A 25,832-nucleotide genomic window follows, 5' to 3' on the forward strand; every position below is an offset into this window, starting at 1 on the left:
AACGAGCGCGGGGCCTTGTTCGTCACGCTGCTGAAGCATGGGTTGACACACGGTGGTTTGACCGCTTGATGGGAGGATGGTGTCATGGGGTCATGCTGTACCGGGTGCCTGAGCTGGACGACGCCGATGTGCGCGTTCTCGATGAGATCGACGCGATGCGGGGGCGTCTGCGGTTGCACCTTCGGGCGCCCAGGCGCTGGGAGGGCCAGCTCCGCCGCAATCTGACCGCGCGGGCGATCGCCGGGTCGAACACCATCGAGGGGTACGCCGCGAGCGTCGCCGATGTCGAGGACATCATTCTCGGTGAGGCCCCGATCGAGGCCAGCGGGGCGGTGGCCACGGAGATCGACGGCTACCGGCAGGCCATGACCTACATCCAGCGGCTGGCCGACGCCGGCCCCGACTTCACCTACGGCAAGGGAGGCCGGGCACACGCTCCGCTTCCGGGGCCGTGTACGCGGCGATGGTGGGATCCTCGGGCGAGGTGACGTACATGGGGCCGGAGCGCCACCATCCGGGCCGCTTGGGCAGGTGATGCCCCTGCATCATGAAGTGCAGGCTGTTGAGCAGCCTTCTACGTGCACACTACCGGGCCACGCCCCAAGCTCGTCGTCTCCGGCGGAGGGCACCGCCACGACCCCGGACGGCTCATTTCGACGGCGCCTGCTGGACAGGGGTTGGGAGCCAATCCCCACGGGTGACGGCGCCGCCCGGCGAGTAGATGCGCAGAGCCAGGTAGAAGTCGCCGTCCGGACAGGGGAGCCAGTTGGGCGCCTTCGGATCGTTCCGGGCAATCACGATCCGGACCGCCCCGGCGGGCTCGGCGGATTCCAGGTTGGCGCTGCCGATGCAGTAGCGGCCGAGTGGATTGTCGAAGACACGTCCCGTCTCGACGTGGTAGAGGGTGACGCTCCAGAACGCGTCGTTCGGCGGCGGAACGTCGAAGGTCAGGGCGTAGTCGCCATGAGATCCCGCCAACTGGCTTCCCTCCGCGTCGACATGAGTGTTGAACGACGTGTTCTCCTCGACGACGTTGGCACCGAGTCCAACGTGGTTCATGACTGCGCGCGCGAGGAAGTTGTGCCCGTGTGCCCCCTTGCCCGAAACGCGTGTCCAGCCGGTACCCGTGTCCGCCCCCAACTGGCGTCGAGCCGATCCCACCATGTCCATCGCCGCCTCGAAGCCGGCCGCCATTGCGTCAGCGGTCGTCGGATCGAGGGCGGTCGGCTCCCAGGGTTCCTGCCCCAGCAGACCGAGTGCGCGGAACTGGTGAACGTGGGCGCGCTCCTCGCTGGGGTACATGTTCAGTCGTATCGCCGCGTCAAGGGCGCGGAAGTACGCCCGCCAGTCCTCTTCGACCGACAGCCGATCGACGAGCGGCCCACGCGGGACGTGGACCTGTGAGGTCGGCCTGATGGTGACGGCATTCTGCAACTGGTGCACTGCCGCGACATCGCCGCCGACCACCTGGATCCGCATCAGCAGCCACACGACGGTGGTCGGGACGCGCACGACCGTCACCCCTTCAGGTACTGGCCCGGCCCACTGCGCCGGGACCAGCCAGTAGCGAGCGGCAGCCGAGCCGAAGGTGCGGTTACTGATGTTGATGGCGTTGCTGTAGGCGTCGACCAGTTGCACAGTGAAGTAGCGGTCACCGAAGTCCGGCGTCTGGACCTCTACGGCTTGCCCGCGTAGGTACAGCCATGCCGTGGAGTAGAGGGTGTCCACGTTCGGAGCACGAAACGCGGTGAAATCGGGCCCGGCCAGGGTTCGCTCATGCCGGAACGTCGCCATGCCGGGAGTCGCGCCCGGGGCCAAGGCCTCCGCGCACATCAGTGCGTACTGCAGCGCCGACGGCAACCCGTACACCACCGCCTGGAGGGTCAGACTCTCCGTCCAGCGCCGTCGCCAAGCGGCCTGCGCCGGCACAATGTCCGGCTGTTCGGCCCTGCCGAGCTGCTCCAGGCCAGACGTGTCGTAACCGCGCCAATCCATGGCCACCTTCTCGATCACATCGATTCCAGCCCCTCGGCCGAGGCGCCGACCATGAGGACCCCGTTGGCCACGGAGCCACTGCTACCCTAGTTGTACTGAATTAAGTTCAACAAGGGGGCCGGATGGAGCACACACCCGAGGCGACCCTTGAAGCCGCCAGCCGAGACGTCCAGGTATGGTCTTATCCGTTGATCTTCGCTCAGCGGGTACGCCTCAACTTCGTCCAACCTCTCGATCCGTTCGGGCCTCGCCAGGCGACCTCTGCCGGCGCGCCCGTCAACACCTTCGGCCACCAGCGGCGGCTCTCCGATCCGACACTGACCGTCGGCGTCGCCCCCAACGTCGACACGCTGTACTCAGTCGCCTGGCTGGACGTCCGGCACAACGAGTTCGAACTGCGTCTGCCTGATTTCGGCGACCGGTACGCCAGCTTCCAGGTGGCCCTTCCGGATACCACCTCACCGATCGTGATCAGTCGAGGTACGCCGGGCGAACCCTTGCCCACCGTCAAGATCGGCAAGGGAATGGCGCGCCTGGAGGCGGATGGCGGGGAAGTCCGGCTGCGCACTAACTGGCGGTACGTCATGATCGTCGGACGCATCCTGGTGGACGGGGCCAACAAGCTCGATTTGGCCGCCGCCCACCAGCTCCAGGACGCGCTCACGCTCAGGAGCACACCGTACGGGGTGCCCCCCGAACCAGCGGCCCGCGACGTGGAACTCGCAGGCACGACCCGGCAGGCGGAGATCGAGGACCCCGCGACCTTCGCCCTGGCGCTTGCCCAGGTGCTCGACGACGCCGACCCGGACGCCATCACCGACGAGCTATGCCGTGACATCAACCGATCACGGATACAGGGCATCGCCGGGCTATCCACCGCGTCCACGAGTGCGATCGCCGACGGCCTGGCACAGGGATGCGACGACATCGAACGACACGTACGCTCGTTCGGCCGCTCCGCGAACGGCTGGGCGATCAACGACGTCGGAACAGACTTCGGAGACAATCGTCTCCTGCGGGCTGCGGTCGCCCATTCCCAGATCTTCATCAACCCGGTGAGCGAGGCCCTGTATCCCGTCTGCGAGGTGGATGCCGCCGGCAAGCCGCTCGATGGCGAGGGCTGTGCTTACGAGATCACCTTCGCCGCCGGATCGCTCCCGCCGGTCCAGGCCTTCTGGTCACTCACCATGTACCACGCCAAGGGCCTACTGGTCGACAATGAGATCAATAGGTACGCCATCGGAGACCGCACGCCGGGGCTTCGGTTCGGCGACGATGGCTCCTTGGTCATCCGCCTCCAGCATTCCCGTCCACCGGACGACGCCAACTGGCTGCCTGCGCCGAGCGGCCCATTCCGCCTCATGCTCCGCCTGTACCGGCCGACGACCACAGCCTGGGACCCACCCGCGGTGGTTCGCGTTGACGCAGCCTCACGGTGAGCGTTCCTATTTCATGGCAATGGTGACATTGTCGACCTGGGTTCGGGTTTCCCTGCCGCAGGTCTGGTAGCCGAGATCCCGCCACGTGCTCATCGAGCGCGTATGTCGATGTTGCACCCGCTGCGGAGGATGCCTTTCTCCCGACCCTCGCGAAGACGGCACTACCGGACCTCCGGCACGTCACCGGTCGACAACGAGCCGTCCTCGGCGACTCCGGTCAGCGGTGCAGCGCCCTCCCGTGGGTATCCGGCGAACAGCGGAGGGTCGCGCTCCTGGGTCCGGGGAGCAACGCGGCCAACTGCCGCGCGGAACCTTCCAGCTTATTGAACTGAGGTAGGTTCGAGTCTAGTGTTACGGCGCAACATCACGGCCACGGGACGGCCGTCCACATCGAAGCGCGAAGGAGCGCCGATGTCGCAAGCACTGCCCGATCGAGACCGAGTAGCTCGCAGAGCGAGCCTGGCCGCCGCCGTCGGTACAGCTATCGAGTACTACGACTACGCGAGCTACGGCTACCTGGCAGTCGTGCTGGCTCCCCTGTTCTTCCCTGACCAGAATGGCTTCCTCGGGTTGCTCAGCACCCTCGGCGTGGTCGCGAGCGGATCCTTCGCCCGACCACTCGGCGGACTGTTCTTCGGTCGTCTGGGCGACCGCCATGGTCGCAAGACGGTCCTCACGGCGACAGTCACGCTGATGGGTGTGGCTACTGTCCTCACGGGGCTGTTGCCCACCTATGCGGCGATCGGTGTCGCCGCACCGGTTCTGCTGACAATCCTGCGGATCATCCAGGGCTTTTCCGCTGGTGGCGAGGTCGGCGGAGCAGCATCGCTGTCCACCGAGTCAGCCCCCGCCCGGCGGCGTGGCCTGTTCGGCTCGGCAACTTCGATCGGGATCTCCCTCGGCCTCGCCGGAGCAGCCGCCACGGTCGGGGCACTCAGCGCCGTGATACCCGCCGAGCAGATGAGCAACTGGGGCTGGCGGGTCCCCTTCCTCATCGCCGCACCGCTGCTGGTGGCTGCGGTGCTGTACCGAATGCGGGTGGAGGACTCTCCGCTGTTCGTGCAGATGGTAAAGGAGGCGGCTCCCCCCAAGGCACCACTGGTCGAGATCCTGCGGGCTCACAGGGCCGGTGTCCTCCGGGTCGCCGGGATCGCCTATTCGACAATGACCACCGGCGGGATCGCGTCGGTCTATCTCGTCGTCCATCTCTCGGCGGTGCTGCGGTATCCGATGGCCGGCGCCCTGTGGCTTGTCGTACTGATCGTGCTGATGCCGCTGGCACTCATCCCGTGGGCAGGCTCCCTGAGCGATCGTTTCGGACGGCGACGCGTCCTTGCGGCAGGCCTCATGGGATTCGTCGTCCTCGCCGTCCCCTGTTTCTGGGTCATGCAGCAAGGTTCGCTCCCACTGGCCATCGTCGCCGCGTTGATCCTGAACCTTCCCTTCAGCGTCCAGCAGGGCGTGGTCTATACGCTGTACTCGGAACAGTTCCCCACGCGGGTGCGCTACACCGGCGTCTCGCTCGGCTTCAACATCGGTGGTGTCATCGGCACCGGACTCGTTTCGCTGGTGGCGACGTCGCTGGTCGCCCTCACCGGTGCCACCATTGCCCCGGCGTTCTACATCATCTTCGCCGCGGTCGTCGGGCTGATCATCATTGGGACCATGAGGGAGACCTCGCACGACCACATGGAGACCGCGCCACGAGCGAAAGCAGACAGCCCGCCCACTCCGACGGCAGAGGCCGAAGCGTGAGCTTGCTGGCTAACGCCCGATTACCGAGACCGGGACGCGTCCCAAACTTGTCGTTTCGGCCGACGGTCGCGGAGTGGCCAGCCATTTGGATCCTGCCTGTTGGCCGACCTCGCTGACGCCACGGGCCTGACCGGCGTCTTCGCCAACGCGCTGCGCCGGTTGCGGTCGCGCGGCACCGGCCACGATCCCGGCCGGGTGGCGATCGACCTGGCGGTGATGCTGGCGGACGGCGGCGAGGCGATCGCCGACCTGACCCTCCTGCGCGACCAGCGCGAGGTATACGGTCCAGTCGCCTCCACCCCCACCGCCTGGCGTGTCCTGGCCGCATTCTCGGCGCGGAGTAGCACCCGGCGGCCGGCGTGGGCGGCTCAGGTGGCGGCCCGTCGGTCGCGCTTGGCGTTCCGGCGCAGGTGGTCGACGAGGGACGCCGCGCTGAGGCACATGCCCACCGCGGCCACCACCGTCAGCCACACCGCTCCATGGCTGTGCAGGTTGTCCACGAGACACATGCCGAAGAACGCGGTGCCGGCTGCGGATCGCACGTCGTCGCGCCGCCACCAGTGCTGCCGGGGCGTTTCCGCTCTGGCGAGCCGGCGGGCGTAGGCCGCCACGGGGCCGAATTCGTCCTCGGGCTCGCACCCGGTTTCCGCGAGGTGGCGGCTCGCCTCCCGGGTGAGTTCGGCCGCGCGGGCCCGGGGGAGTGCGTGGCGTCCTTCCAGGAGTTGCGGCAGCTTGCGCAGCCACGCTTCGGACGGCAGCCGGTCAGGGGCGGGGGCGGTCGGCGGGCGGGAGAACAGCACCCACGCGGGGAGCAGAATGCCCAGCGCGCAGAGGGCGGGGGCCGGTACGTGTGCGATCACGGTGTCGGGCGCCTCGAGGAACGTGACCGCGGCGAGGACGACGGCCGTGATGGTGGCCAGCCCGCAAACGATCGCGCGGGTGCGGGACCCGGCGTGCAGGGCGAACCGCGCGCCGTACAGGGCGGCCACGGCGGCGGCGATGGCGACGCAGCCGACGAGGGCGGCGGTGGTGAGATCGACCATGAGGCCGCTCGTCACCAGCTCGTACGCCCCCGCCAGAAAGGTCATCAGGCCCAACTGCGCGGTCACGACGAAGGCGTACTCGGTAGCCGTCCACGCGTCGGGGTCGATTCCGGCCCGTACGTCGGCGGGCAACCGCTCAGCCGCCACCGACTCGGCGAAGTCGTCCGGCAGGCCGAATGCCTCCTCAGGGCTTTCGCCGCTCTCCGCGCAGTGCGCGGCCACTTCCGCCAGCACGCTGTCGCTCACCTCCTCTCCCACGGACCGCTCGGCAAGGGCGAGCCGGGTTCGTAACTCCCACATGTCCGCGGTTTCGCTCATCACAACTCCTGCTCGGTCTGCTTCATCAGCCGGTCCATCGCGGCGGAGAACTCCTGCCAGCGCGCGATCTCGTCACGCAGCGCGCCGCGTCCCGCGTCGGTGAGCCGGTAGACCTTGCGCCCCGGCCCGCCCTCGCCCGGCTCCCAGCGCGACGCGACCAGGCCGTCGGTCTCCATGCGGCCGAGTACGGGGTACAGCGCTCCGCCGCGCACCGTGCCCAGGCCGTGCTCCGCGAGCCGTTGCACCAGGGCGTATCCGTGCCGGTCGGCCTCGGCCAGCACGGCGGCCACGCTCAACTGCAAGGTTCCGCGCAGCCATCCGGCCGAGGGGTCCGTCGGTGCCATCTGCCCTCCCGGCGGATTACTCGCGATCCACGACTAGTTCGTTTTCAGAGTAGCCGAAGATGCCCATGGCCGCGCCGGGCTCCCTCTGAGGTCACCGGGTGTTCAGTGGTGTTCCAGCCGGTGAGGATCCGCTTCCAGCGCCGCGCGGTCCCAGTGGGCCAGTTCGGCCGTCGCCGCGTACGTGGTGTGCAGGAATTCGCTCAGGGCCCGGTCCGGATCGGGGGCGGTGGCGACGGCCTCGTAGGGGAGCACGAATTCGCCGGATTCCCGCTGGTAGGACGCGGCGGCAGGGCGGATCGGCTGGTCGGCGAGGCCGGCCGGCTCGGGGTAGGCGTAGGCGTAGAACGCGCCCTCCTCGCCGCCGCCGGGCCAGAAGCCGCAGCTGGACAGCTCGACGGAGTAGGCCTCCTCGGTCACCCAGTCCGGCAGGTTGGGCAGGCCGTCGGGCGGGTGCGGGGGCGCGGGGCGGCCGGAGAAGCGGGTGGTGGCCAGGTCCATGGAGCCCCAGAAGAAGTGCACCGGGCTGGCTTTGCCGACGAACTCGGACCGGAATTCCTCGAAGGCCCGGTCCGCGCGGGTGAGCTGGCCCCAGAAGAGGCGCGCGGCGTGCGGGTCGTACGTCGCGTGGCGGTGGTCCTCCGCGAAGGGGATCGCCGGGTCCACCTCGTTCGGGCGGGGATGGATGCGGGTCCGGATGCCCAGGTCTCCCAGGGCGTCCATGACCTCGGCGTAGAACTGGGACACCGGTTTGGACTCCAGCGCCAGCTCGCGGTGGCTTCCGTTGCTGACCCGCACGCGCAGGCGGTGATCGATGAAGTCGAATTCGATGTCGAATGCACCGGTCCGGTACGGGATCGCGGACGTGCTCAGCCCTCGCGGGGTGACGTACAGCGTGACATGCCACCAGTGGTTGGCCGGCGGGGCGTGGGCCAGCCGGATCTTGCCGACGATCTGGGTCCACATGTGCAGCGTGTCCCGGGCCTCCGCCCAGTCCGCCACGCGGAGCCGTGGCCAGGCGCCGGCCCATGGTGTCCTCTGCTCGGCCATCTCGCCTCCCGCGTGTCGGCGACTCCCAGCCGGGGCCGTCGAGTACCCGTGTCCCGGCGAGTGAAAAAACTTCCCGGATTCCGGGGGGTGTGGCGCGGTGGTGGCGGCGTGATCAAAGCTGGGTGCCGTGGACGGAATCACGGTCGGTACGGTTCTCGCCCTGGTCGGCGTTCTGCTGGGGACGACGGGGACCCTCATAGGGCAGCAGTTGGCGAACCGCGTCGAGGTGCAGCGCGACCAGCGGCAGCGCGCTGACGCGGCGCGGGCGGAGCGCAAGGAGGCCATATCGGGGTATCTGAAGGCGGTGCAACGGGTCGAGCTGATCCTGGACCGCCGAAAGCTCGGCATGCCGACCCTCGACGATCCCGAGGACGAGAAGCTGCACGACTTATGGCTGGCGAAGAAGGCGGTCGAGCTGGTGTGTTCCGCGCGGGCCGCCCAGGCCGCGCACGACTACACCACCGTGCTGCACGCGCTGATGCGCAGCGAGCAGGGGCGGTCGCCGGTCAAGCGGGAGCGCCGTGAGGCGTTCATGGAGGCGGCCCGCGAGGAGTTGGAGAGCGGTCGCGCGCGCATCAGGAGGTGAGACGTTCCCGCGGACCTCCGAGGATCTCTAATGATCTCCCTGATCCTCGGCGTGGACAATGCGATCCGAGGTGGCCGACTTCCCCCCACCCGGCCGCCAAGGAGGATGCATGACGTCCGCCCAGCCCGCCGCCGAGCCCCTGCCCTATCCGTTCGCGGCTGAGAAGCTGAACCTGGCCCCGCTGTACGAACGCTTGCGCCGCGAGGAGCCGTTGGCCCGGGTCCAGCTTCCGTACGGCGAACCGGCGTGGCTGGCCACCCGCTACGAGGACGCCCGGCTCGTCCTCGGCGACCCGCGCTTCAGCCGGGCGGCGGCCGTCGGGCGCGACGCGCCGCGCGTACGGCCGTACGCTCCCGGCCCCGGCACGATCAGTACGTTCGACCCGCCGGAGCACAGCCGGTTGTGCCGCCTGGTGACCAAGGCGTTCACCGTGCGCCAGATCGACCGCATGCGGTCACGCGCCCAGCAGATCGCCGACGAACTGGTCGACGTGATACGGGCCGACGGCGCCCCCGCCGACCTCGTCGAGGACTTCGCCCTGCCCCTGCCGATCACGGTCATCTGCGAGCTGCTGGGCGTGCCGTTCGAGGACCGGGGCGACTTCCGGCTGTGGTCCGAGGCGTTCCTCTCCACGACGAAGTACACGCTGGAGGAGATCAAGGGCTACCGGGCCCTGCTCCGGGACTACATGGCCGGTCTCGTCGAACAGCGTCGCACCGCGCCGCAGGACGATCTGCTCAGCTCCCTCGTCGCGGCGCGCGACAACGACGACCGGCTGTCCGAGGACGAACTGCTCTCGCTGGCGGAGTCGATCCTCATCGCCGGCCACGAGACCACCGCCACGCAGATCGCGAACTTCCTCTACGTCCTGCTCACCCAGCCCGAACACCTCGCCGCCCTGCGCGCGGACCTCGACCAGGTGCCGCAGGCGGTCGAGGAACTGCTGCGCTTCACCCCGCTCGGCTCCGGCAGCCTCCAGCCCCGGTACGCGGTCGAGGACGTCGAGGTGGGCGGGGTGACCGTACGGGCCGGCGAGCCGGTGGTCGTCGCCATCAACTCGGCCAACCGCGACGAGAGCGTCTACACCGGCTCCGACCAGCTCGATCTGAGCCGCCGCGAGGCGACTCACATCGGCTTCGGCCACGGCCCGCACCACTGCCTGGGCGCTCCGCTGGCCCGGATGGAGCTGCGGATCGCCCTGCGGACACTGCTGGAACGGCTGCCGGGGTTGCGGTTCGCCGACGCCGAGCGGGACGTGGAGTGGAAGGTGGGCGTGTCCACGCGCGGCGTGCGGAGGCTGCCGGTCACCTGGGACGCGTGAGGGTCTGAGCGTCAGTCCTTGAGGGCCCGCGCCACGCGGTCGAGGTCTTCGAGGAGCCCCGCGAGACGCTCCGCGGGGACGGCCCGGACCATGCGGGCCTCGATCGCGTAGACGGAAGCCTGCGCGGCGTGCAGCCGCCGCCACCCTGCCTCGGTGAGCGTGACGGGGCGGGCGCGGCCGTGGCCGACGGTGTCGGGGCGGGCGAGCAGCCCGTCCTCCTGCAGCCCGCGCAGGACGACGTTCATCGACTGGCGGGTGACGAACGTGGCGCGGGCCAGCTCCGCGTTGGACATGCCGGGCCGGGCCGCCAGGACCTCCAGGCAGGCGTACTGCGGCACCGTCAGGCCGTGCTCGCGCAGCGCCTGGTCCATGGCGCCGCGCAGCGCGGCGTGCGCGCGTTTCAGCCGGTAGCCCACGTGATCAAGTACGTCCTTTGCCGGGTGCGGCGGCTCCGCCTGCGAACTCTCCTTCATGTCAATACTTTGACACACGTGTGGGCCACGTCTAGCGTTGGCGCATGTCAAAGTCCTGACATTGATTCGAGGAGACGCCCATGTCCATCAGCATCGACGGCCCCGACTTCGTGGCCCTGCAGGTCCGTGACGTGAAGGCGGCGGCCGAGTTCTGCGAGACCCACCTCGGCCTGCGCCGCACCCCCGCTTCGCCGCCGGGCGCGGTCGTCTTCGACACCAAGCCCTGTCCGATGGCCGTGCGCGAGCCGCTGCCGGGCACCGACCTGGACTCCGGCCGCCCGGGGCTGGGGGTCGCCCTGTGGTTCTCCACCCCCGACGCCCAGGCGCTGCGCGACAAGCTCGTCGCGGACGGCGTCACGGTCCTGACGCCGCTCGCCGACAGCCCGTTCGGCCCGTTCTTCTCCTTCGTCGGCCCCGAGGGCTACGTCCTGACCGCCCACGGAGCCTGACCCGTGACCACCGCCTCCTTCACCCCCCGGGGTCCGTTCTCGCTGGCCTCGTCCATCCGGTTCCTGGAGGGCTTCACCCCCGCCTCCTACGACCACGCGGCGGATGGCCTGCTGCGCCTGGCCTTCCCCGCCGACGACCACGACGGCGTCATCGGCTGCGCCCTGCGCCAGGAGGAGGCGGTCGGTGAACACGGGCTCGTGACGGCCGAGTTCACGGTCCACGCCGACAGCGCGGCTGGGGAGGCCGCCCGGAACCAGATCGCCCGGATCCTCTCCCTGGACATCGACGGCACCGGATTCCCCGCCGTCGGTGAGAGGGACCCCGTGGTGGCGAGCCTGCAGGCCGAGTTCCCGGGGCTGCGGCCCGTCTGCTTCCACTCCCCGTACGAGGCCGCCGCCTGGGCCGTCATCGGTCACCGCATCCGCAAGACCCAGGCAGCGGCCATCAAGGCCCGCCTCGCCCGCGACCACGGCCGGCCCGTCGACGTCGCGGGACAGCGGCTCCACGCGTTTCCGACCCCGGCGGTGCTGCGGGGCCTGGCCCGTATCCCGGGCCTGACCGACGTCAAGATCGAACGCCTGCATGCCATCGCCGAAGCCGCCTTGGACGGGGACTTGGACGCCTCGGCGCTGCGGGCGCGGGACGCCGACCAGGCCCTCAAAGACCTTCAGTCTCTGTCTGGGATCGGCCCGTTCTCAGCCGAACTCATCCTGATCCGTGGCGCGGGGCACCCCGACATCTTCCCCACCGCCGAGCCCCGGGTGCACCGTGCGGTGGCCACGGAGTACGGCTTGGGCGAGGCCCCGGGCCTCTCCCGGCTCGCCGGGATCGCGGACGCGTGGCGCCCCTACCGCAGCTGGGTCGCCCTTCTGCTGCGCGCCCGCATGGCGGCTACCGGGGGTGGGTGACGGTCGTCAGGAAGGCCGACCAGGCGTCGGCGGGTATGTGGAGGTTCGGGCCGTCGGGGATCTTGGAGTCCCGGACGTGGATGGTGGCGGGGGTGTGTGCCACCTCGACGCATTCGCCACCGCCGGAGTCGCTGTAGCTGCTCTTGAACCACACGAGTCTGCTCATAGCTCACCCATCAACTGCTCGATGAAGCGTACGGATTCGTTTGGCCCGAGAGCCTGGGACCTGATCATGGCATAGCGGCACGCCAGTTCGTTTACCTTCTCGGGCTTGGAGACCAGGATGCTCTCGCCGTGGCTCTCCATGTAAACCAAGGTGGTGTGGTCGGGAGTCTCAAGGACCGTAAACGCGCCTCGAAGGCCCGCGTGTTCCGCATGGCTTGTCGGCATGACCTGGATGGTCACGTTCGGACGGGCTGCGCACTCGATGAGGTGCTGGAGTTGGGCGCGCATGACCTCCGTGCCGCCGATCTCTCGCCGCAGTGCCGATTCCTCGATCACGGTATGGAACAGCGCCATCGGCTTGCGATCGAACAACGCCTTGCGGTCCATGCGAGCCTCGACCAGCTGATCCAGCTCCTCGGCCTCGAACGGCGGGTAGTTGCTCCGGAGTAGGGCGTCGGCGTACTCCTTCGTCTGCAAACGACCGTCGATCACCTGCGTGCAGTACGACGACACGCTGAGAGCTTCCTGCTCCAGCTGTACGAATCCCTGGAAGAACTCCGGATAGCGCTCAAGCCGCAGAAGCCCGATGGCGGCCCTCAGCAACCCTCCCGCGTCCAGTGCCTTCTCGGCCGCTTCGATGAACTCGTCCGTCGGCGGCTTCGCACACGTCTCCACGGCGCTCACGGCGGAGCCGGTGTAACCCATCCGCTCGCCGAGCTCGCCCTGCGTCAGTCCCGCCTGTTGGCGCAGCAGCTTCAGCACGGCGGCGAAGTACTGCACGGTCGACGACGCCGCGTCTCTCTTCTTCGGGTTGGCCACCTCTGCCGCCCTTTCAACGCCTCTCAACGTCACTCAACGGGTGTTCGACTGGACTCGACGCGTGGCCGCGTTGAGTCGTTTCCCCTGGTCAACGTAGCCATTGACACCCACAGTTGAGAAATGAACGCAGAAAGTCACGGCGTCGTCCCCATTCATGGCTGGATGAAGAGGTTCACGCCCGTACCCCCGTCGGTCCATCGCACCCGCCATGCAGTCGAGGCTGCTCTCTGCAGGTGGGGCGTGGCCCCGGGGCCGTCTCAGGCCGTACTGCTCGTCCTCTCGGAGCTGGCGACGAACGCGGTACGGCATGGCCGCGTACCCGGGAGGTACTACGAGGTGCGTATCGCATACGACGCAGAGAAGTTGGTCGGCGTCGAGGTGTCCGACCCCGGCGACGGCCTGCCGGTGATCGGTGACGCGGCGCCGGACGCCGAGCGCGGGCGCGGGCTCGCGATCGTGGAGGCGTTCGCCGAGGCGTGGGGCGTACGGGAGCGCGTCGTTGGAAAGACCGTCTGGGCGCGCGTCCGTCTCTAGGTCGGTGCGGCCGTGTCCGCCCCACATTCTCCGACGCCAACGGCGACTGGCAGACCCCGGACTCCTTCTACACGGCGGTGGTTGTGGCGGTCCTGGCGGCGGGTGCGAGCCACGTGGTGAAGCGGTTCCGGGAGGTGCGGGGCGGGGCAACGGCCGACACCACACGGTGAGCACCGCCCGCCACTCCGGGGACGGCCAGGCCGCGTCGATCAGGCCGAGCGTTCCAGGGCCGCACGCCATACCGGGCTGTCGACGTAGTGGTTGTCGAAGCGCTCGGCGGACTCGGCGATCTCCTTCGGGTCCGCCTCGCCGCGCATCACCCGGCCGAGCAGGCGCAGATAGTCGAACCTGCCCATGCCGGGGGTGAAGACGAACAGCACGTCCGCCTCGGCGTCCGGCGCCGCGGCGAAGGCGTGCGGGGTGTGGGGAGGCACCGCCAGGAAGTCGCCCTCGCTCAGGACGGTGACCTCCTCGCCGATCAGCACCTGGAGCGCCCCGCTGACCACGAAGAACAGCTCGGTCGCCCTGGTGTGGAAGTGGGCGGGTGCCCCCACGGCCCCCTGGGCGAAGGTGGATCGGTAGCTCGTGAAGCCGCCGCCCGCGCCATCCGTTTCGCCCAGCAGGGTCATCACACTGCTGGGGTCGGCGCACGTCTCGGCGTCCGCGTGGCGGGTCAGCGTCGCTGGGGTTCTCTTCGTCATGATGAGGACTCTATGGACGTGGGGTGACCTCTTGCCCGGGGCAATTGGCTACCGAAATCGTGGGTCAATCGTCCGTTGATCAGCCATGCGCCCGTTATCCGTGGCTCGTGCCGGTCTCCAGCGGTGATTCCTATGCTGCTGCCCGGAACTCCGGCCTGAACGAAGCAAACGAAGGAGCGGCGTGCTGATGGTGGAATCCCGCCCCGCGCGGCGGGCGTTGGGGCGAGCCATGGCGGCGGACTGGGCGCCCACCTTCGACGCCGTGGACCGGGCCGCGTTCCTGCCCGACCTCATGTGGCCGTTCGACACCCGCACCCACACGGCCACCGCCGTCCGCCGGGCCGAGGACCCCGACGCCTGGTATGCCGCCGCCGACCGCGACGCCCCGATCGTCACGCAGTGGGACGACGGGGCGCACACCGGCACCGAACCCGGACGGGTATCCACGAGCAGTTCCTCCATGCCGTCCGTCGTCTACGCGTTGCTCCAGGACCTCGCCGTGGACGACGGCATGACGGTGCTGGACATCGGCACCGGCACGGGTGAGACGGCCGCGGCCCTGGCGCACCGCTGCGGCAGGGGCTGTGGCAGGGGCAACGGCGGCGGGGTCGCCACCGTCGAGGTGGATCCCGCCGTATCGCGGCAGGCGGGCGCGCGGCTCCGCGCCGCCGGGTGGGATGCGACCGTCGTCGTGGGGGACGGGGCCCAGGGGTACGCGAACCAGGCACCGTACGACCGCGTCCTGGCCACCGTCGGGGTCCGGGAAATCCCCGGGGCGTGGCTCGAGCAGACCCGCCCGGGCGGGCTCATCGTCGCGCCCTGGGGCACGCACTTCACCCACGCCGACGCCGTCGCCCGGCTCACGGTGCGCCAGGGGACGGCGTCCGGCCGCTTCACCCGGCCCGTGGAGTTCATGAAGGCGCGCGCCCAGCGGCTGACGCTCCCCGACCACGGCGCGTACGCACCGACCGATGGCGCCGACGCCTCCACCACCGACGTGACCGAGGCGGAGTTCGTCACCGGGCAGTACAGCGCCCTCCCCTTCGTGCTGGGTCTTCGCGTACCCCGGTGCGTCCAGGTCGTGGCGGGCAAGGAGGACGGGGCGCGGCCGGTGTGGTTCTACGGGCTGGGCGACCGCTCCTGGGCGTGCGTGGTGTTCCGCGACGGCGCGGACGGGGCGCGCGTCTGGCAGGCGGGGGAGCGCCGGCTGTGGGACGAGGTGGAGGGCGCGTATCGGTGGTGGACGGGGCAGGGCGCGCCGGGCCACGGTCGGTTCGGGCTCACCGTGACGCCCGAGGGGCATCGGGTGTGGCTGGATGATCCGGCGGCCATCGTGTCGTGAGCGGCGCAAGCGAGGCCGGCGCACCGAGACGGGAGACGTGTCAGCGGGAGGTCCGGGCAGGCAGCAACTGCACGCAGTCCCGGCGCAGTGGAGTCAGCATCGCTTCGGCGAGGTCTTCGAGCTGCTCGGCCTGCTGGGGATCCAGGTGCCCGAAGACGTGCCGGCGCACTTCCTCGGCGTACCCCGGCTCGGTGCGGCTCACCACCTGCGCGCCCGTCTCGGTCAGTCGTGCCAGCGTCCGGCGGGCGTCATCAGGGTCGCTGCTGCGGGTGATCCACTGTTGCTTCTCCAGCCTGGCCACGATGCGCGACAGGTGTGAGGGGGTGACGCTGGCCGTGGCGGCCAGTCGGCTCATATGGACCTCGCGGTCCTCACTCACCGACAGCCAGCGCAGGACTTGGTACTCCGCGTGGCTGATCCCGGCTGCGCGTTCAAGGTAGGCGTCCAGCTCGGCTGGTAGCCACATCATCACCCCGACCAGCAGGGACCAGGTGCGGTCCTGCTGGGGCGAGAGGTGCTGAGGGTCTGCCATGGCGTCATCCTACCGTTGCTTGCCGCGGAAATCATCTATACGGACGGTTACTTGCCACGGAAATTATTTAGACCTACCGTTACTTTCCGCGGCAAGAAATGCCGCGCCCATCGAGTCCGGGAGACCTCCATGCAGGCTGCGCGCTATCACCGTTACGGCGACCCCGACGTCTTGGTCGTCGAGGACGCCCCCGAACCCCACGCCGGGGCGGACTCGGTACGCGTCAAGGTCCGGGCCACGAGCGTGAACCCCATCGACTTCCTGCTGCGCGCCGGCCACCTGCAGGACGTCCTCGCCCTCGAGTTGCCCGCGGTGCCCGGTCGTGACGCGGTCGGAGTCGTGGACGAAGTGGGGCCGGGTGTCGAGGGCACGCGTGTGGGCGACCTCGTCTTCGGCCTGGGCGGAGTCAGCGACACCACCGCGCAGTTCGCAGTGCTGAGCGCGTGGAGTGCCGTCCCCTCCAACTGGTCGACCGAGCAGGCCGCCGCGGCCGGACTCGCCTCGGTCACCGCGGCGGGCGTCATCACCGCCCTCGGTGACCTCGACGGGCGGACCCTGCTGATCGAGGGAGCCTCCGGCGCGGTGGGCAGCGCCGTCGCCGCCTTCGCCCTGGCCGCAGGGGCGACGGTGATCGGCACCGCCCGTCAGGCCAACCACGCCCACCTCGCAGACCTGGGGGTCCGGGCGACCACGTACGGCCCAGGGCTGGGCGAACGGGTCGCGGCTCTGGCTCCGGCCGGCGTCGACGCGGCCGTTCACGCCGCGCCGTCAGCCTCGCTGCCGGATCTCCTGGACCTCGTCGGCAACCCCAGCCGCGTCGTCACGGTCATCGACACCGAGGGCGCGGCACGGCTGGGACTGCGCAAGATCGATGCCCGCAACGACTCCACCCTCCTGCGGCAGGCCGCCGACCTCGGCCGCCGGGGGCTGTACACCCCCCGCGTCGAGCACGTTCTGCCGCTGGCCTCCATCGCCGAGGCCCACACGCTCGCCCAGAGCGGCAGCGGCAAGGTCGTCATCACCCTGTCCTGAGCGCTGCGACGAACCGGCCCCGCAATGTCGTGCACACCAACGGCTCAGGTCGTCCACCCCTGCTGAAGGAACACCGATGATCATCATCGCCGGCCGAGTCCACGTCGACCCACGTGACGTCACGGAATTCATCGCCGACGCCAAAGCCACCTACCCGATCGCCGCGGCGAACCCCGGCAACGTCCTGCTGAGCTTCTGCATCGACGACCTCGACGCCGGAACCGTCACGGTCCTGGAGCAGTGGACGTCGCAGGAGGCGCTGGCCACGCACCTGAGCACTCCGCAGGTCCAGCAGATCTTCGCCAAGTGGGCTCCGCGTATGCGCAACGAGGTACGGAAGTTCGATGCCTCCAACGAGCGCGATCCCCGCGCCTGACGCCACGGCGATCCCGGCGCAGCGCAAGGCCCGCCGCGAGCTCAGTGGCCGGAGGGCGGCTCGAAGCAGCCGGTCTCCATGTAGGGCCCGTTCGTACTGACCTGGTAGTTGGTCTTCTGCACGAACGCCGTGACGCATGCGTCACGGCGGACGCGCAGGCCGACCCGGGCGCCCTCGGGCGTGATGTAGTGGTCGGTCTCGAAGCGCGGTTCCATCCCCTGCACGGTGAGCGTCCCGCCGAGCAGCTCTCCCTTCGGCCCGGTCCGCTCCTCCTCGTAGCCGAGCCTGAGCATCGCCGTGCGCACGCTCTTGGGGTCCCACTTCTTCTGTCCCCACAGCCGTTTCAGTACGGGCTCGATGCGGGCGGCTTCCTTCCGCGCGTCCTTGGCGCTCGCGGGGGACATCTCGCCGGGGAGGCGGTACGCGTTGTTCTCGCGGTAGTGCGGGGCGCCGTCGTGGGATCCGGGTTCCACGTAGGGGGAAGCGGCGGGGGAGCCGGGGCTGGAACTCGGGGGAGCGCTGGGGGCGTCGGCCGTCGTGGCGCGCTGCTCGCCGCAGGCGGTCAGGGAGAGGGCGGCGCCCAGGAGGAGAGCGGTCGCGGCGACGCGTCTGCGCCGCCCCGTTAATGAGGTCTGCATGCGCGTGACTCTACGGCGCGGTAGCCGAACTGGAGCGCCGTGCGGAGGGAACCGCGGCCGGGAGCGCTGTCCCAGGCCGTGCCCGCGGGGCGGGCGCGTGGAGCCGCTTCGGTGACCGCGATCGCCAGTTGCTTCTGGACCGCTTCGGGCAGCCTGCCTCCCTCGATCGTGCCGACCAGGTCGCGGGCCAAGCGGTGCACCTTGGTGTTGGTGTTCTGGGAGGTCTTGACCAGCGCCTTCCAGGCCGCTTCGGCGCTCAGGCCGAACGAGACCATCAGCATGCCGCGGGCCAGGTCGATCGTCGGCCGGGTCCGCATGGCGTGGCGCAGTTGCCGCACTTCGGTGCGTAAATCCTGCCTTGTCTCCTCTCGTGGGTTCGCGTCGTGGCGCGCGGTGGGCGCCGTGCCCCCGTCGTCCGGGCCCGGGGGAACGAACAGATCCCAGGTGCCGGTCACGTCCAGCAGCCGCTCGACGGCCGGGCTGCTGCCCCGGACGACGACGGTCTTGCCCTGGCCGAGGGCCCGTAGGCGCAGGTTGAGCAGGATGTTGAGGCCGGAGCAGTCGCAGAAGGTCAGCGCGGTCAGGTCCAGATCGACGCCGCTTGCCGACCGGCGCAGCGCTTCGTGCAGGTCGCCCCGGAGCAGCTGCCCGCTGAGGTCGAGTTCCCCCCGCAGGCTCACGCGCATCCGGTCGCCGTCCGGCGCGATGTCGGCTGCCGCCGGGCAGGGCGTGGGCGCCACCGGCTCGCCGTCGCCCTCCGCGTGCCCGACGCCCTTCTCGACGACGGGCTGTGCCGGTTCCGGCATGGCGGTGCCCTCCCCTTGTCTGATCACCGACCTCGGCTCTCAGACTCACCTACCGGCCCCACACACGTCAACCGATACATGAAATGAGTTACGTGTTTTTGGCTGCGTGCATGGTCGGTCGCTAGAGTTGGGCCATGGACGAAGTGCCCGAGCCGCACACCGGATGGACGTTTCTGACCAACCATGCCCGGGTGCTGGCAGCTATCGCGGACAATCACAATGCCCGCATCCGTGATATCGCGGTGCACTGCCGACTCACCGAACGCGCCGTTCAGAAGATCATTGCTGACCTGGAGCGGGACGGTTACCTCTCCCACACCCGGGAGGGACGCACCAACACGTACCAGCTCGACCCGGGCAAGGTGCTGCGCCACCCGGCCGAAGCCGGACTGACGGTGGCGTCGCTGCTCTCCTGGCTCGTCCAGGACGAGGCCGAACGCACGACGCTCCCCGACGGCCACGCCCGGTCCCACACCTCCGCCTGACCGAGGCGGGGTTCGGCCGCGGCCCGTCACCATGTCGTAAGCGGAACGGTTCGCTCCCCGTAACCTCTTGCCCGCCGGGACGCACCCACGCTGTGTAACGCTGGGACTCGGCCCGCGCGCCCAGCGCGGGCCGGAATCCGAAGTGAGGCCAACGGCGTGCAGAAGCCCCGATGGAAGACCGTGGGGGGAGCCCTGCTCCGGGTGGCGGCCGTGTGGGCGGTGTCGACGCTCACCATGCTGGCGCTCGCGGGCGTCCTGCCCGATTTCCGCTTGCAGGCCGCGGACGGCGACAGCGCGACGAGGGTCGCGGTCACCGCCGCCAGCGGCGCGGGCGCCTTCGGCGTGCTGAGCGCGCTGGTGTGGCCACTGCTGGTGCGGGCGTTGCTGCTGATGCCCGCGTTGGTGCTGGGGCTGTTGGTGTTCGTGCTGAACGGCTCGCTGCTGCTCCTCGCGATCGGCCTGATCCCGGACGGGCGGGGCACGGTGGAGCCGGAGACGGCGGTCGTGGTGGCGGCGGTGATGTCGGCCGCGTCCTCGGCGACCAGCACGTTCCTGACCGTACGGGACGACGGCGCGTACCGGCACAGGCTGGCGCGGCTCGCGGACCGCAGACAGCGGCGCAGCGGGGAGGACGGGGGCCGGGCGCGGCCGCCGGGGACGGTGTTCCTCCAGCTGGACGGGGTGGGGCATGCCGTGCTGCGGGACGCGCTGCGGCTCCGGGACAACCGGCCGCCCGTGATGGAGACCGTGTCGACGTGGGTGGGTGGCACCCACACCGTCACGCCGTGGCGCACCGACTGGTCCAGCCAGACCGGCGCCAGCCAGCTGGGCATCCTGCACGGTTCGAACGAGGACGTGCCCGCCTTCCGCTGGTACGAGAAGAAGAGCGGCGAGGTGATGGTGAGCAACCGGCCGTCGAGCGCGGCCGTGTTGCAGCGCCGGGCCGCCGCCCGCGCCGGGCACGAGGGGCTGCTGACGGTGGACGGGGCGAGCCGGGGCAACCTGTTCACCGGGGGCGCCGACGAACTGGCGCTGGTGCTGTCGGTCGCGGCGCGGCGCAGCAAGCGCAACCGCTCCCGCAGCGGCTACTTCACGTACTTCTCCGACCCGGCCAACGCCACTCGGACCGCGGCCTCGTTCGTGGCCGAGGTGTGCCGGGAGATCTGCCAGTCCACCCGCGCCAAGCTGCGCCGGGAGACGCCCCGGGTGGGGCGCGGCGGGCTCTACCCCCTCATCCGGGCGTTCGCCACGGTCGTGGAGCGGGACGTGGTGGTGGCGGCGGTCATCGGGGACATCCTGTCGGGCCGTACCGCGATCTACGCCGACCTGGTGGCGTACGACGAGGTGGCGCACCACTCCGGGCCGCGCAGCCGCGATGCCCAGCAGGTGCTGGCCCGCTTGGACCGGTCGATCGCGCTGATCGCCAAGGTCGCGGAGCGGGCGCCGCGCGAGTACCGCATCGTGCTGCTGTCCGACCACGGCCAGAGCCCGGGGCCGACGTTCGCGGGGGCGTACGGGCTGACGCTGAAGGACCTGGTGCGCGCCGGGTGCGGGCTGCCGGTGCCGAAGGCGGCCGGGCGTACGGCGAGCGGGGCGGAGGCGCGCGTGGCGGCGCGGGCGGCTCTGCACCGGCCCGAGAAGGACGAACCGGAGGGAGAGGAGGGGGAGTCCCGGCCGGTGGTGCTGGCCTCCGGGAACCTGGGGCTGATCTCGTTCCCGGACGTCCCCGGCCGGATGAGCCGCGAGGCCATCGACCGGCGCCACCCCGCCCTGCTGCGCACCCTCGCCAACCACGCCGGGATCGGCTTCCTGCTCGTGCGCTCCGAAACGGAGGGCGCGGTGGTGCTGGGCGCCGACGGTGCCGAGCATCACCTCGACACCGGCCGGGTGATTAAGGAGAGCCCGCTCGCGGTCTTCGGGCCGGGTGCCGCCGACGCCGTACGGCGGACCGCGCACTTCCGGAACACCCCCGACATCATGGTCAACTCGGCCTACGACGCGGCGACCGGCGAGGTGTACGCGTTCGAGGAGCAGATCGGCTCGCACGGCGGCCTCGGCGGCGAGCAGGGCCATCCCTTTCTGCTGTGGCCGGTCCAGCTCTCCGCGCCCGTCGCGGCGGGGGAGGAGCTGGTGGGAGCGGAGCGGGTGCACACGGTGCTGCGGCGCTGGCTGCGGGAGGCGGACGGACCGCAGGTCCCCAAGGAGCAGGCACCGCAGGCGCGGGTCCGGGCGGAGGAGGCGCCTGAAGTGCGGGTTCCGGGGGACGTCTTGTCTGACGGGTCGCAGGGACTCGCGCAGGAATCCCGGGTTCCGGGCCCCGTCGCCGTACCTTTTCCGGTCCCCCGCCCTGTTCTGCCGGACAAAGCCCGGTGATTTGGTGCACCGTACATCGTCCATGACGATATTCACATGCTCGACCAGCACCACACGCGCCGCTTCGGCCTGCCCACGGCGACCACGCTCGTCATGGGGAACATCATCGGTGGCGGCATCTTCCTGCTCCCCGCCTCCGTCGCCCCGTACGGCACGCTCAGCCTGCTGGCCTTCGTCGTCCTGACGGTCGGCGCCATCGCGCTCGCGCTCGTCTTCGGGCGGCTCGCGCGGCGCGACCCGAGTACGGGCGGGCCGTACGTCCACGCCCGCGCCGCCTTCGGCGACTTCGCGGGCTTCCTGTCGGCATGGTCGTACTGGACGATGACCTGGGTCAGCAACGCGGCGCTCGCGGTGGCGGCGGTCGGCTATGTGCATGTGCTGGCCCCCGGGCACGAGTCCAAGGGCATGGACCTGGCCATCGCGCTGCTCGCGCTGTGGCTGCCCGCGCTGGCGAACCTCGCCGGGACGCGCTGGGTCGGTGCCGTCCAGTTCGTCTCGACCGTGCTGAAGTTCGTGCCCCTGCTCTTCGTGGCGGTCGTCGGGCTCTTCTACTTCGACCCGCACAACATCGGCCCCTTCAACGCGAGCGGCGGCAGCGCGCTCGGCGGCATGTCGGCGGCGGCCGCGATCCTGCTCTACAGCTACCTCGGCGTGGAGTCGGCGTCGATGAGCGCGGGCGAGATGGAGAACCCGGAGCGGAACGTGGGGCGCGCGAGCGTGCTCGGCACGGTCGGCGCGGCCGTGGTCTATCTGCTCGGCACGGTGTCGGTGTTCGGCACCGTCGCCCACAAGGACCTGGTGAACTCCACCGCGCCCTTCTCCGACGCGGTCGACGCGATGTTCGGCGGTACGTGGGGCGGCACGCTGATCGCGCTGGCCGCCGTGGTGTCCATCGTCGGCGCGCTCAACGGCTGGATCCTGATGAGCGCCCAGGCGCCGTACGCGGCCGCGCGGGACGGGCTCTTCCCGGCCGTGTTCACGGTCAAGCGGCGCGGGGTGCCGACGGTCGGGGTGTTCGTCGGGGTGATCCTGGCGTCGGTCCTCACCGTGGTCAACTACACCTCGGGGTCGAACGGGGTCTTCGCGACCCTCGTGCTGATCACCACCTTCTCTGCGACGGTCCCGTATCTGCTGGCGGCCGGGGCGCAGCTGTACTTCCTGCTGGCGGGGCGCCGCGAGAAGGTGCGGACCGGGCGCTTCGTCTGGGACCTGGTGCTGGCGCTGGCGGGCTTCGGCTTCTCCTTCTGGCTGGTCTCGGGGGCCGGGTACGCGGCGGTGTACCAGGGGGTGCTGTTCCTGTTCGCCGGAGTGCTGGTGTACGTGGTGATCGCGGCCCGCCGCCAGAGCCAGGGGGCGGGCCGCGCGGTGGCCGAGGACGGCACGGCGGCGGAGGCGGGTACTCAGTAAACGGCGCATGCGAATATCTTTTCGTAATCGCCACATGCTGTTTCTTGCCCTCTCACTATTCCGCCGGGATATGCGACGACGGTCGGTTCCTTATGCGACGAATGAGGGAGAGGGGGCGGATGTTCTGCTCTTTTCTCCGCCTTTCCTCTTTTCTTGAGCGGCGCAATTGAGCGAAAATCTCTCCTCATGAGTGCCGAGTTGACCTCCGGTTGCCCCTTCCGCCTCGACCCCACCGCCCGCGACATCCACGCCGAGGCGGACCGGTTGCGGGACCGGGGCCCGGCCACCCCGGTGGAGCTGCCCGGCGGGGTGGTGGCCTGGGCGGTGACCGACCCGGCTCTGGTCAAGCGGCTCCTCACGGACAGCCGGATCTCCAAGGACGCCCACCGGCACTGGTCCGACGCCTACATCGACGAGCGCATTCCGCCCAAGTGGCCGCTGCGCCTGTGGGTGGACGTCCGTAACGCGCTGACCGCGTACGGCCCGGAACACGTCCGGCTCCGCCGGCTGATCGGCACCGCGTTCACACCCGGCCGGGTCCGGGCGCTCGCCCCGAGGATCGAGGAGATCACCCGGTCCCTGCTCGACGGGCTGGACGCCACCGAGGACGCCGCCCCCGGCGGGGTGGTGGACCTGCGGTCACGCTTCGCCTGGATGCTGCCGCTGATGGTCGTCAACACCCTCCTCGGCGTCCCCGACGAGCTGCACAACGCCTTTCGCGCCGGGGTCGCCGGGATCTTCGCGACCGGCCAGTCGGAGGCGGAGGCGGAGGCCAACACCCGTGAGCTGTACCGGCTGTTGACGGGGCTGCTGGCCACCAAGCGGCAGGCTCCCGGCGACGATGTGACCAGCGTGCTCATCGGCGCGCACGACGACGAGACCGACTCCCGGCTCAGCGAGCAGGAGCTGCTGGACAGCGTGCTGCTGCTGATCGGCGCGGGACACGAGACCACGGTCAACCTGCTCGACCACGCCATCGTCAACCTCCTCACCCACCCCGGCCAGCTCGCCCTGCTGCGCTCCGGGAAGGCGTCGTGGGACGACGTGGTGGAGGAGACCCTGCGCCACCAGGCGCCGATCGCCGCCATCGTCATGCGGTTCCCGATCGAGGACGTCCACGACGCGGCGACCGGGCTGACCTTCCGCCAGGGCGACCCCATCGTCATCAACTACGCCGCCGTCGGACGCGATCCGGGGACCCACGGCGCGGGCGGCGGAGACTTCGACCTCACCCGGGCGACCCGTCGCGAGCACCTGTCGTTCGGCTACGGCCCGCACTTCTGCCTGGGCGCGGAGCTGGCCCGGCTGGAGGGGCGCATCGGGCTGAGCGCCCTCTTCGCGCGCTTTCCCGGCCTGGCTCTCGCGGTGCCCCCCACCGAGCTCCGCCCATTGGAGTCCTTCATCTCCAATGGACACCGGCACCTGCCCGTCCTGCTGCGGGGCTAGATCCTCTCCGGGACCGTCCACCTCGCATACCTCGCATAGGGCGAGTTGACCATAAAACGGTCCGTCACGTTTTGGTTGCGTACGCCACGTGGCGACTGCTACGGTCGCTTCGTTCTGGAACTGATGTTAACTCGCAGTGTGAATGCTGCGGTTCGCCAAACATCCTGGTAAGACCAGGACGAGCCTTATTGACATCTGCCGTGATGAACTCCCGATGAACCGGTCGACGTGTGGGCGTCGGCGCGCCGGGTAGGAGCAGAGGGCTCGCGTTCCATGAGACGGACGGGGTAAGCGGAAGTCCACGGGGGTGGCCTTGAGCTGGTCATTACTTCACCTTCGCTTCGATGCGGCTGGGCCTGTCGGTCAGCGCCCAGCCCTCCATGGGCAGTACGCCTCCTGATGTCTTTCGTCCATCGCTGTCTTCCATGAAGCACCGGATTGTCACAGGGGGATAGGCACATGAATGGTCAGCTGCTGGCTGACACTGCCGAAATCATGACGCACCGGTCCACCGAAATGGTGTCCCTGAGCGACTTAACGCACTTTGATTCGCCCCGGCTCTCGGGCGCGGACAGCGAACATGTGCGCCTCCTCGCCGAGTCGGACACCGAACTGCCGCCCATTCTGGTCAATCGCAGGACCATGCACGTCATCGACGGGATGCATCGGGTACGGGCCGCGGATCTGCGCGGCCAGGCCAAAATCGAGGCGATCTTCTGCGAATGTGACGACGAAGAAGCGTTTGTCCTCGCGGTCAAGGCAAACGTCTCGCACGGACTTCCCCTGCCACGTGCCGACAGGAATGCCGCTGCCAAACGTATCATCAACTCCCACCCGGAATGGTCCGATCGGGCCATTGCCTCGGTCACCGGGCTCTCCCACAAGACGGTCGGGGCGATCCGCCGCCGTGCGAGTGGGGAAATTCCCCAGTCGAGCACCCGGCTCGGGCGCGACGGCCGGGAGCGCCCGGTCGACGCCGCCGAAGGCCGTATCCAGGCCGGCCGGATACTCGCCGAGCGCCCCGGCGTCTCGCTGCGCGAGGTCGCCCGGGAGGCCGGGGTCTGCGCCGCCACCGTGCGGGACGTCCGCGACCGGCTGCGGCGCGGTGAGGCCCCCGTGGGGCCCGTACGCCGCGAGCCCGAGGCGGCGGCCGCCACCGCGACCCCGCTGCGCCCCAACGCGGTGGCCCGGATCGACGGCTCCGACCGCGCGGCCGACCGCGCCCCCGACCTCCCCGCACTGATCCACAATCTGCGCAAGGACCCGTCGCTGCGGCTCTCCGAGTCCGGCCGCACGTTGCTGCGCCTGCTGGACGCCTGCACGGTGGGCCCGCAAGAGTGGACCCGGATCAGCGACAACGTGCCGCCGCACCGCGTGGAGCTGATCGCCACGGCCGCACGGGAATGCAGCCGGGCGTGGCAGGACTTCGCGACGGATCTGGAGCAGCGCTCCAGTCGGCAGGCATCCGGCTGAGGGTCTCCGGCCCGTCTTCTTCTC

The 25,832-nt window shown here is 69.9% G+C and carries 27 protein-coding genes and 1 pseudogene; 17 read left to right on the top strand and 11 right to left on the bottom strand.

Annotation, left to right across the window (positions count from 1 at the left end):
• The first annotated feature begins 104 nt into the window (after window positions 1-104).
• The gene (locus tag ABZ562_RS21545; protein WP_361481957.1) at window positions 105-488 is read left to right on the top strand and encodes a hypothetical protein; all 384 of its coding nucleotides are present in this window, start codon (window positions 105-107) and stop codon (window positions 486-488) included.
• 160 nt (window positions 489-648) lie between these two features.
• Here the strand turns inward: ABZ562_RS21545 and ABZ562_RS21550 are convergent, their stop codons facing one another.
• Window positions 649-2,013 (bottom strand): DUF1254 domain-containing protein, encoded by a 1,365-nt coding sequence (locus tag ABZ562_RS21550; protein ID WP_361481960.1) that lies wholly within the window; start codon window positions 2,011-2,013, stop codon window positions 649-651.
• A gap of 104 nt (window positions 2,014-2,117) precedes the next feature.
• Between ABZ562_RS21550 and ABZ562_RS21555 the strand changes: the two genes are divergently transcribed.
• The 3 genes and pseudogenes from ABZ562_RS21555 to ABZ562_RS21565 form a co-directional block, all read left to right on the top strand.
• Window positions 2,118-3,434, top strand: coding sequence for a DUF1214 domain-containing protein (locus ABZ562_RS21555; RefSeq protein WP_361481963.1), 1,317 nt, complete (start codon window positions 2,118-2,120; stop codon window positions 3,432-3,434).
• Between the two features lie 411 nt (window positions 3,435-3,845).
• Window positions 3,846-5,189, top strand: a complete 1,344-nt coding sequence (locus tag ABZ562_RS21560) for an MFS transporter (RefSeq protein WP_361481966.1) — start codon at window positions 3,846-3,848, stop codon at window positions 5,187-5,189.
• 19 nt (window positions 5,190-5,208) lie between these two features.
• Window positions 5,209-5,552: pseudogene (locus ABZ562_RS21565) on the top strand (transposase); the annotation flags it as partial.
• 5 nt (window positions 5,553-5,557) lie between these two features.
• On the opposite strand, the gene ABZ562_RS21570 reads toward ABZ562_RS21565, so the two are convergent.
• The 3 genes from ABZ562_RS21570 to ABZ562_RS21580 all read right to left on the bottom strand — a co-directional run bounded on the left by ABZ562_RS21570 (window position 5,558) and on the right by ABZ562_RS21580 (window position 7,941).
• Window positions 5,558-6,550 carry a hypothetical protein gene (locus ABZ562_RS21570; protein ID WP_361481969.1) on the bottom strand — a complete coding sequence of 331 codons (993 nt, stop codon included), beginning with the start codon at window positions 6,548-6,550 and terminating at the stop codon, window positions 5,558-5,560.
• Window positions 6,550-6,894, bottom strand: a complete 345-nt coding sequence (locus ABZ562_RS21575) for a helix-turn-helix transcriptional regulator (RefSeq protein ID WP_361481972.1) — start codon at window positions 6,892-6,894, stop codon at window positions 6,550-6,552. Before ABZ562_RS21575 ends, ABZ562_RS21570 begins: the two co-directional genes overlap by 1 nt.
• A 102-nt stretch (window positions 6,895-6,996) precedes the next feature.
• Window positions 6,997-7,941, bottom strand: coding sequence for a DUF5996 family protein (locus ABZ562_RS21580; RefSeq protein ID WP_361481975.1), 945 nt, complete (start codon window positions 7,939-7,941; stop codon window positions 6,997-6,999).
• A 127-nt stretch (window positions 7,942-8,068) separates the two neighbouring features.
• Here ABZ562_RS21580 and ABZ562_RS21585 point away from each other — a divergent pair, with 127 nt between their 5' ends.
• Both ABZ562_RS21585 and ABZ562_RS21590 read left to right on the top strand, forming a co-directional pair.
• On the top strand, window positions 8,069-8,527 hold the full coding sequence (locus tag ABZ562_RS21585; protein ID WP_361481978.1) for a hypothetical protein: 459 nt from the start codon (window positions 8,069-8,071) through the stop codon (window positions 8,525-8,527).
• A gap of 109 nt (window positions 8,528-8,636) precedes the next feature.
• A complete protein-coding gene (locus ABZ562_RS21590; RefSeq protein WP_361481981.1) occupies window positions 8,637-9,848 on the top strand; it encodes a cytochrome P450 in 1,212 nt (403 codons plus the stop codon).
• A gap of 11 nt (window positions 9,849-9,859) precedes the next feature.
• Here ABZ562_RS21590 and ABZ562_RS21595 read toward each other — a convergent pair whose 3' ends face one another.
• The gene (locus ABZ562_RS21595; RefSeq protein WP_361481984.1) at window positions 9,860-10,321 is read right to left on the bottom strand and encodes a MarR family transcriptional regulator; all 462 of its coding nucleotides are present in this window, start codon (window positions 10,319-10,321) and stop codon (window positions 9,860-9,862) included.
• A gap of 80 nt (window positions 10,322-10,401) precedes the next feature.
• On the opposite strand from ABZ562_RS21595, the gene ABZ562_RS21600 reads away from it, so the two are divergent.
• Window positions 10,402-10,770 (top strand): VOC family protein, encoded by a 369-nt coding sequence (locus ABZ562_RS21600; RefSeq protein WP_361481987.1) that lies wholly within the window; start codon window positions 10,402-10,404, stop codon window positions 10,768-10,770.
• Window positions 10,771-10,773: 3 nt separating this feature from the next.
• Entirely contained in the window at window positions 10,774-11,679 is a 906-nt protein-coding gene (locus ABZ562_RS21605) for a DNA-3-methyladenine glycosylase 2 family protein (RefSeq protein ID WP_361481990.1), read from the top strand.
• Here ABZ562_RS21605 and ABZ562_RS21610 read toward each other — a convergent pair.
• Both ABZ562_RS21610 and ABZ562_RS21615 read right to left on the bottom strand, forming a co-directional pair.
• Window positions 11,663-11,845 (bottom strand): DUF397 domain-containing protein, encoded by a 183-nt coding sequence (locus tag ABZ562_RS21610; RefSeq protein WP_361481993.1) that lies wholly within the window; start codon window positions 11,843-11,845, stop codon window positions 11,663-11,665. The two genes, ABZ562_RS21605 and ABZ562_RS21610, sit on opposite strands and share 17 nt — an antisense overlap.
• Window positions 11,842-12,663, bottom strand: coding sequence for a helix-turn-helix transcriptional regulator (locus tag ABZ562_RS21615; protein WP_361481996.1), 822 nt, complete (start codon window positions 12,661-12,663; stop codon window positions 11,842-11,844). Before ABZ562_RS21615 ends, ABZ562_RS21610 begins: the two co-directional genes overlap by 4 nt.
• Window positions 12,664-12,825: 162 nt before the next feature.
• Between ABZ562_RS21615 and ABZ562_RS21620 the strand changes: the two genes are divergently transcribed.
• Window positions 12,826-13,197, top strand: a complete 372-nt coding sequence (locus ABZ562_RS21620; RefSeq protein WP_361482364.1) for an ATP-binding protein — start codon at window positions 12,826-12,828, stop codon at window positions 13,195-13,197.
• A 209-nt stretch (window positions 13,198-13,406) separates the two neighbouring features.
• Here the strand turns inward: ABZ562_RS21620 and ABZ562_RS21625 are convergent, their stop codons facing one another.
• Window positions 13,407-13,898 carry a cupin domain-containing protein gene (locus ABZ562_RS21625; protein ID WP_361481999.1) on the bottom strand — a complete coding sequence of 164 codons (492 nt, stop codon included), beginning with the start codon at window positions 13,896-13,898 and terminating at the stop codon, window positions 13,407-13,409.
• 187 nt (window positions 13,899-14,085) lie between these two features.
• On the opposite strand from ABZ562_RS21625, the gene ABZ562_RS21630 reads away from it, so the two are divergent.
• Entirely contained in the window at window positions 14,086-15,240 is a 1,155-nt protein-coding gene (locus tag ABZ562_RS21630) for a protein-L-isoaspartate(D-aspartate) O-methyltransferase (protein WP_361482002.1), read from the top strand.
• A gap of 40 nt (window positions 15,241-15,280) precedes the next feature.
• On the opposite strand, the gene ABZ562_RS21635 is transcribed toward ABZ562_RS21630, so the two are convergent.
• On the bottom strand, window positions 15,281-15,772 hold the full coding sequence (locus ABZ562_RS21635; RefSeq protein WP_361482005.1) for a MarR family winged helix-turn-helix transcriptional regulator: 492 nt from the start codon (window positions 15,770-15,772) through the stop codon (window positions 15,281-15,283).
• A 129-nt stretch (window positions 15,773-15,901) separates the two neighbouring features.
• On the opposite strand from ABZ562_RS21635, the gene ABZ562_RS21640 reads away from it, so the two are divergent.
• Both ABZ562_RS21640 and ABZ562_RS21645 read left to right on the top strand, forming a co-directional pair.
• Complete coding sequence (locus ABZ562_RS21640; protein ID WP_361482008.1) at window positions 15,902-16,804, top strand: NADP-dependent oxidoreductase; 903 nt, start codon at window positions 15,902-15,904, stop codon at window positions 16,802-16,804.
• Between the two features lie 76 nt (window positions 16,805-16,880).
• Window positions 16,881-17,180 (top strand): antibiotic biosynthesis monooxygenase, encoded by a 300-nt coding sequence (locus tag ABZ562_RS21645; protein ID WP_361482011.1) that lies wholly within the window; start codon window positions 16,881-16,883, stop codon window positions 17,178-17,180.
• A 41-nt stretch (window positions 17,181-17,221) separates the two neighbouring features.
• Here ABZ562_RS21645 and ABZ562_RS21650 read toward each other — a convergent pair whose 3' ends face one another.
• Window positions 17,222-17,818 (bottom strand): hypothetical protein, encoded by a 597-nt coding sequence (locus tag ABZ562_RS21650; RefSeq protein ID WP_361482014.1) that lies wholly within the window; start codon window positions 17,816-17,818, stop codon window positions 17,222-17,224.
• The gene (locus ABZ562_RS21655; RefSeq protein WP_361482017.1) at window positions 17,803-18,624 is read right to left on the bottom strand and encodes an ANTAR domain-containing protein; all 822 of its coding nucleotides are present in this window, start codon (window positions 18,622-18,624) and stop codon (window positions 17,803-17,805) included. Before ABZ562_RS21655 ends, ABZ562_RS21650 begins: the two co-directional genes overlap by 16 nt.
• Window positions 18,625-18,758: 134 nt before the next feature.
• Here ABZ562_RS21655 and ABZ562_RS21660 point away from each other — a divergent pair, with 134 nt between their 5' ends.
• The 5 genes from ABZ562_RS21660 (at window position 18,759) to ABZ562_RS21680 (ending at window position 25,808) form a co-directional block, all read left to right on the top strand.
• Window positions 18,759-19,109 (top strand): helix-turn-helix domain-containing protein, encoded by a 351-nt coding sequence (locus tag ABZ562_RS21660; RefSeq protein ID WP_361482020.1) that lies wholly within the window; start codon window positions 18,759-18,761, stop codon window positions 19,107-19,109.
• 156 nt (window positions 19,110-19,265) lie between these two features.
• Window positions 19,266-21,482 carry a phage holin family protein gene (locus ABZ562_RS21665; protein WP_361482023.1) on the top strand — a complete coding sequence of 739 codons (2,217 nt, stop codon included), beginning with the start codon at window positions 19,266-19,268 and terminating at the stop codon, window positions 21,480-21,482.
• A gap of 36 nt (window positions 21,483-21,518) precedes the next feature.
• Window positions 21,519-22,889 carry an amino acid permease gene (locus ABZ562_RS21670; RefSeq protein WP_361482026.1) on the top strand — a complete coding sequence of 457 codons (1,371 nt, stop codon included), beginning with the start codon at window positions 21,519-21,521 and terminating at the stop codon, window positions 22,887-22,889.
• 186 nt (window positions 22,890-23,075) lie between these two features.
• Window positions 23,076-24,335, top strand: a complete 1,260-nt coding sequence (locus ABZ562_RS21675) for a cytochrome P450 (protein ID WP_361482029.1) — start codon at window positions 23,076-23,078, stop codon at window positions 24,333-24,335.
• Between the two features lie 495 nt (window positions 24,336-24,830).
• A complete protein-coding gene (locus ABZ562_RS21680) occupies window positions 24,831-25,808 on the top strand; it encodes a ParB N-terminal domain-containing protein (protein WP_361482031.1) in 978 nt (325 codons plus the stop codon).
• Window positions 25,809-25,832: the final 24 nt, after the last annotated feature.

This window comes from Streptomyces sp. NPDC019937, from assembly GCF_040631655.1.
In the GTDB taxonomy this organism is placed as follows: Bacteria; Actinomycetota; Actinomycetes; order Streptomycetales; family Streptomycetaceae; genus Streptomyces.

What these genes read in the sequence shown, in the direction of transcription:
- ABZ562_RS21555 (WP_361481963.1), top strand. Translation starts at nt 2,118, where the DNA reads ATGGAGCACACACCCGAGGCGACCCTTGAAGCCGCCAGCCGAGACGTC.
- ABZ562_RS21560 (WP_361481966.1), top strand. Translation starts at nt 3,846, where the DNA reads ATGTCGCAAGCACTGCCCGATCGAGACCGAGTAGCTCGCAGAGCGAGC.
- ABZ562_RS21570 (WP_361481969.1), bottom strand. Translation starts at nt 6,550, where the DNA reads ATGAGCGAAACCGCGGACATGTGGGAGTTACGAACCCGGCTCGCCCTT.
- ABZ562_RS21575 (WP_361481972.1), bottom strand. Translation starts at nt 6,894, where the DNA reads ATGGCACCGACGGACCCCTCGGCCGGATGGCTGCGCGGAACCTTGCAG.
- ABZ562_RS21580 (WP_361481975.1), bottom strand. Translation starts at nt 7,941, where the DNA reads ATGGCCGAGCAGAGGACACCATGGGCCGGCGCCTGGCCACGGCTCCGC.
- ABZ562_RS21590 (WP_361481981.1), top strand. Translation starts at nt 8,637, where the DNA reads ATGACGTCCGCCCAGCCCGCCGCCGAGCCCCTGCCCTATCCGTTCGCG.
- ABZ562_RS21595 (WP_361481984.1), bottom strand. Translation starts at nt 10,321, where the DNA reads ATGAAGGAGAGTTCGCAGGCGGAGCCGCCGCACCCGGCAAAGGACGTA.
- ABZ562_RS21600 (WP_361481987.1), top strand. Translation starts at nt 10,402, where the DNA reads ATGTCCATCAGCATCGACGGCCCCGACTTCGTGGCCCTGCAGGTCCGT.
- ABZ562_RS21610 (WP_361481993.1), bottom strand. Translation starts at nt 11,845, where the DNA reads ATGAGCAGACTCGTGTGGTTCAAGAGCAGCTACAGCGACTCCGGCGGT.
- ABZ562_RS21620 (WP_361482364.1), top strand. Translation starts at nt 12,826, where the DNA reads ATGAAGAGGTTCACGCCCGTACCCCCGTCGGTCCATCGCACCCGCCAT.
- ABZ562_RS21625 (WP_361481999.1), bottom strand. Translation starts at nt 13,898, where the DNA reads ATGACGAAGAGAACCCCAGCGACGCTGACCCGCCACGCGGACGCCGAG.
- ABZ562_RS21630 (WP_361482002.1), top strand. Translation starts at nt 14,086, where the DNA reads ATGGTGGAATCCCGCCCCGCGCGGCGGGCGTTGGGGCGAGCCATGGCG.
- ABZ562_RS21635 (WP_361482005.1), bottom strand. Translation starts at nt 15,772, where the DNA reads ATGGCAGACCCTCAGCACCTCTCGCCCCAGCAGGACCGCACCTGGTCC.
- ABZ562_RS21640 (WP_361482008.1), top strand. Translation starts at nt 15,902, where the DNA reads ATGCAGGCTGCGCGCTATCACCGTTACGGCGACCCCGACGTCTTGGTC.
- ABZ562_RS21645 (WP_361482011.1), top strand. Translation starts at nt 16,881, where the DNA reads ATGATCATCATCGCCGGCCGAGTCCACGTCGACCCACGTGACGTCACG.
- ABZ562_RS21650 (WP_361482014.1), bottom strand. Translation starts at nt 17,818, where the DNA reads ATGCAGACCTCATTAACGGGGCGGCGCAGACGCGTCGCCGCGACCGCT.
- ABZ562_RS21655 (WP_361482017.1), bottom strand. Translation starts at nt 18,624, where the DNA reads ATGCCGGAACCGGCACAGCCCGTCGTCGAGAAGGGCGTCGGGCACGCG.
- ABZ562_RS21660 (WP_361482020.1), top strand. Translation starts at nt 18,759, where the DNA reads ATGGACGAAGTGCCCGAGCCGCACACCGGATGGACGTTTCTGACCAAC.
- ABZ562_RS21670 (WP_361482026.1), top strand. Translation starts at nt 21,519, where the DNA reads ATGCTCGACCAGCACCACACGCGCCGCTTCGGCCTGCCCACGGCGACC.
- ABZ562_RS21675 (WP_361482029.1), top strand. Translation starts at nt 23,076, where the DNA reads ATGAGTGCCGAGTTGACCTCCGGTTGCCCCTTCCGCCTCGACCCCACC.
- ABZ562_RS21680 (WP_361482031.1), top strand. Translation starts at nt 24,831, where the DNA reads ATGACGCACCGGTCCACCGAAATGGTGTCCCTGAGCGACTTAACGCAC.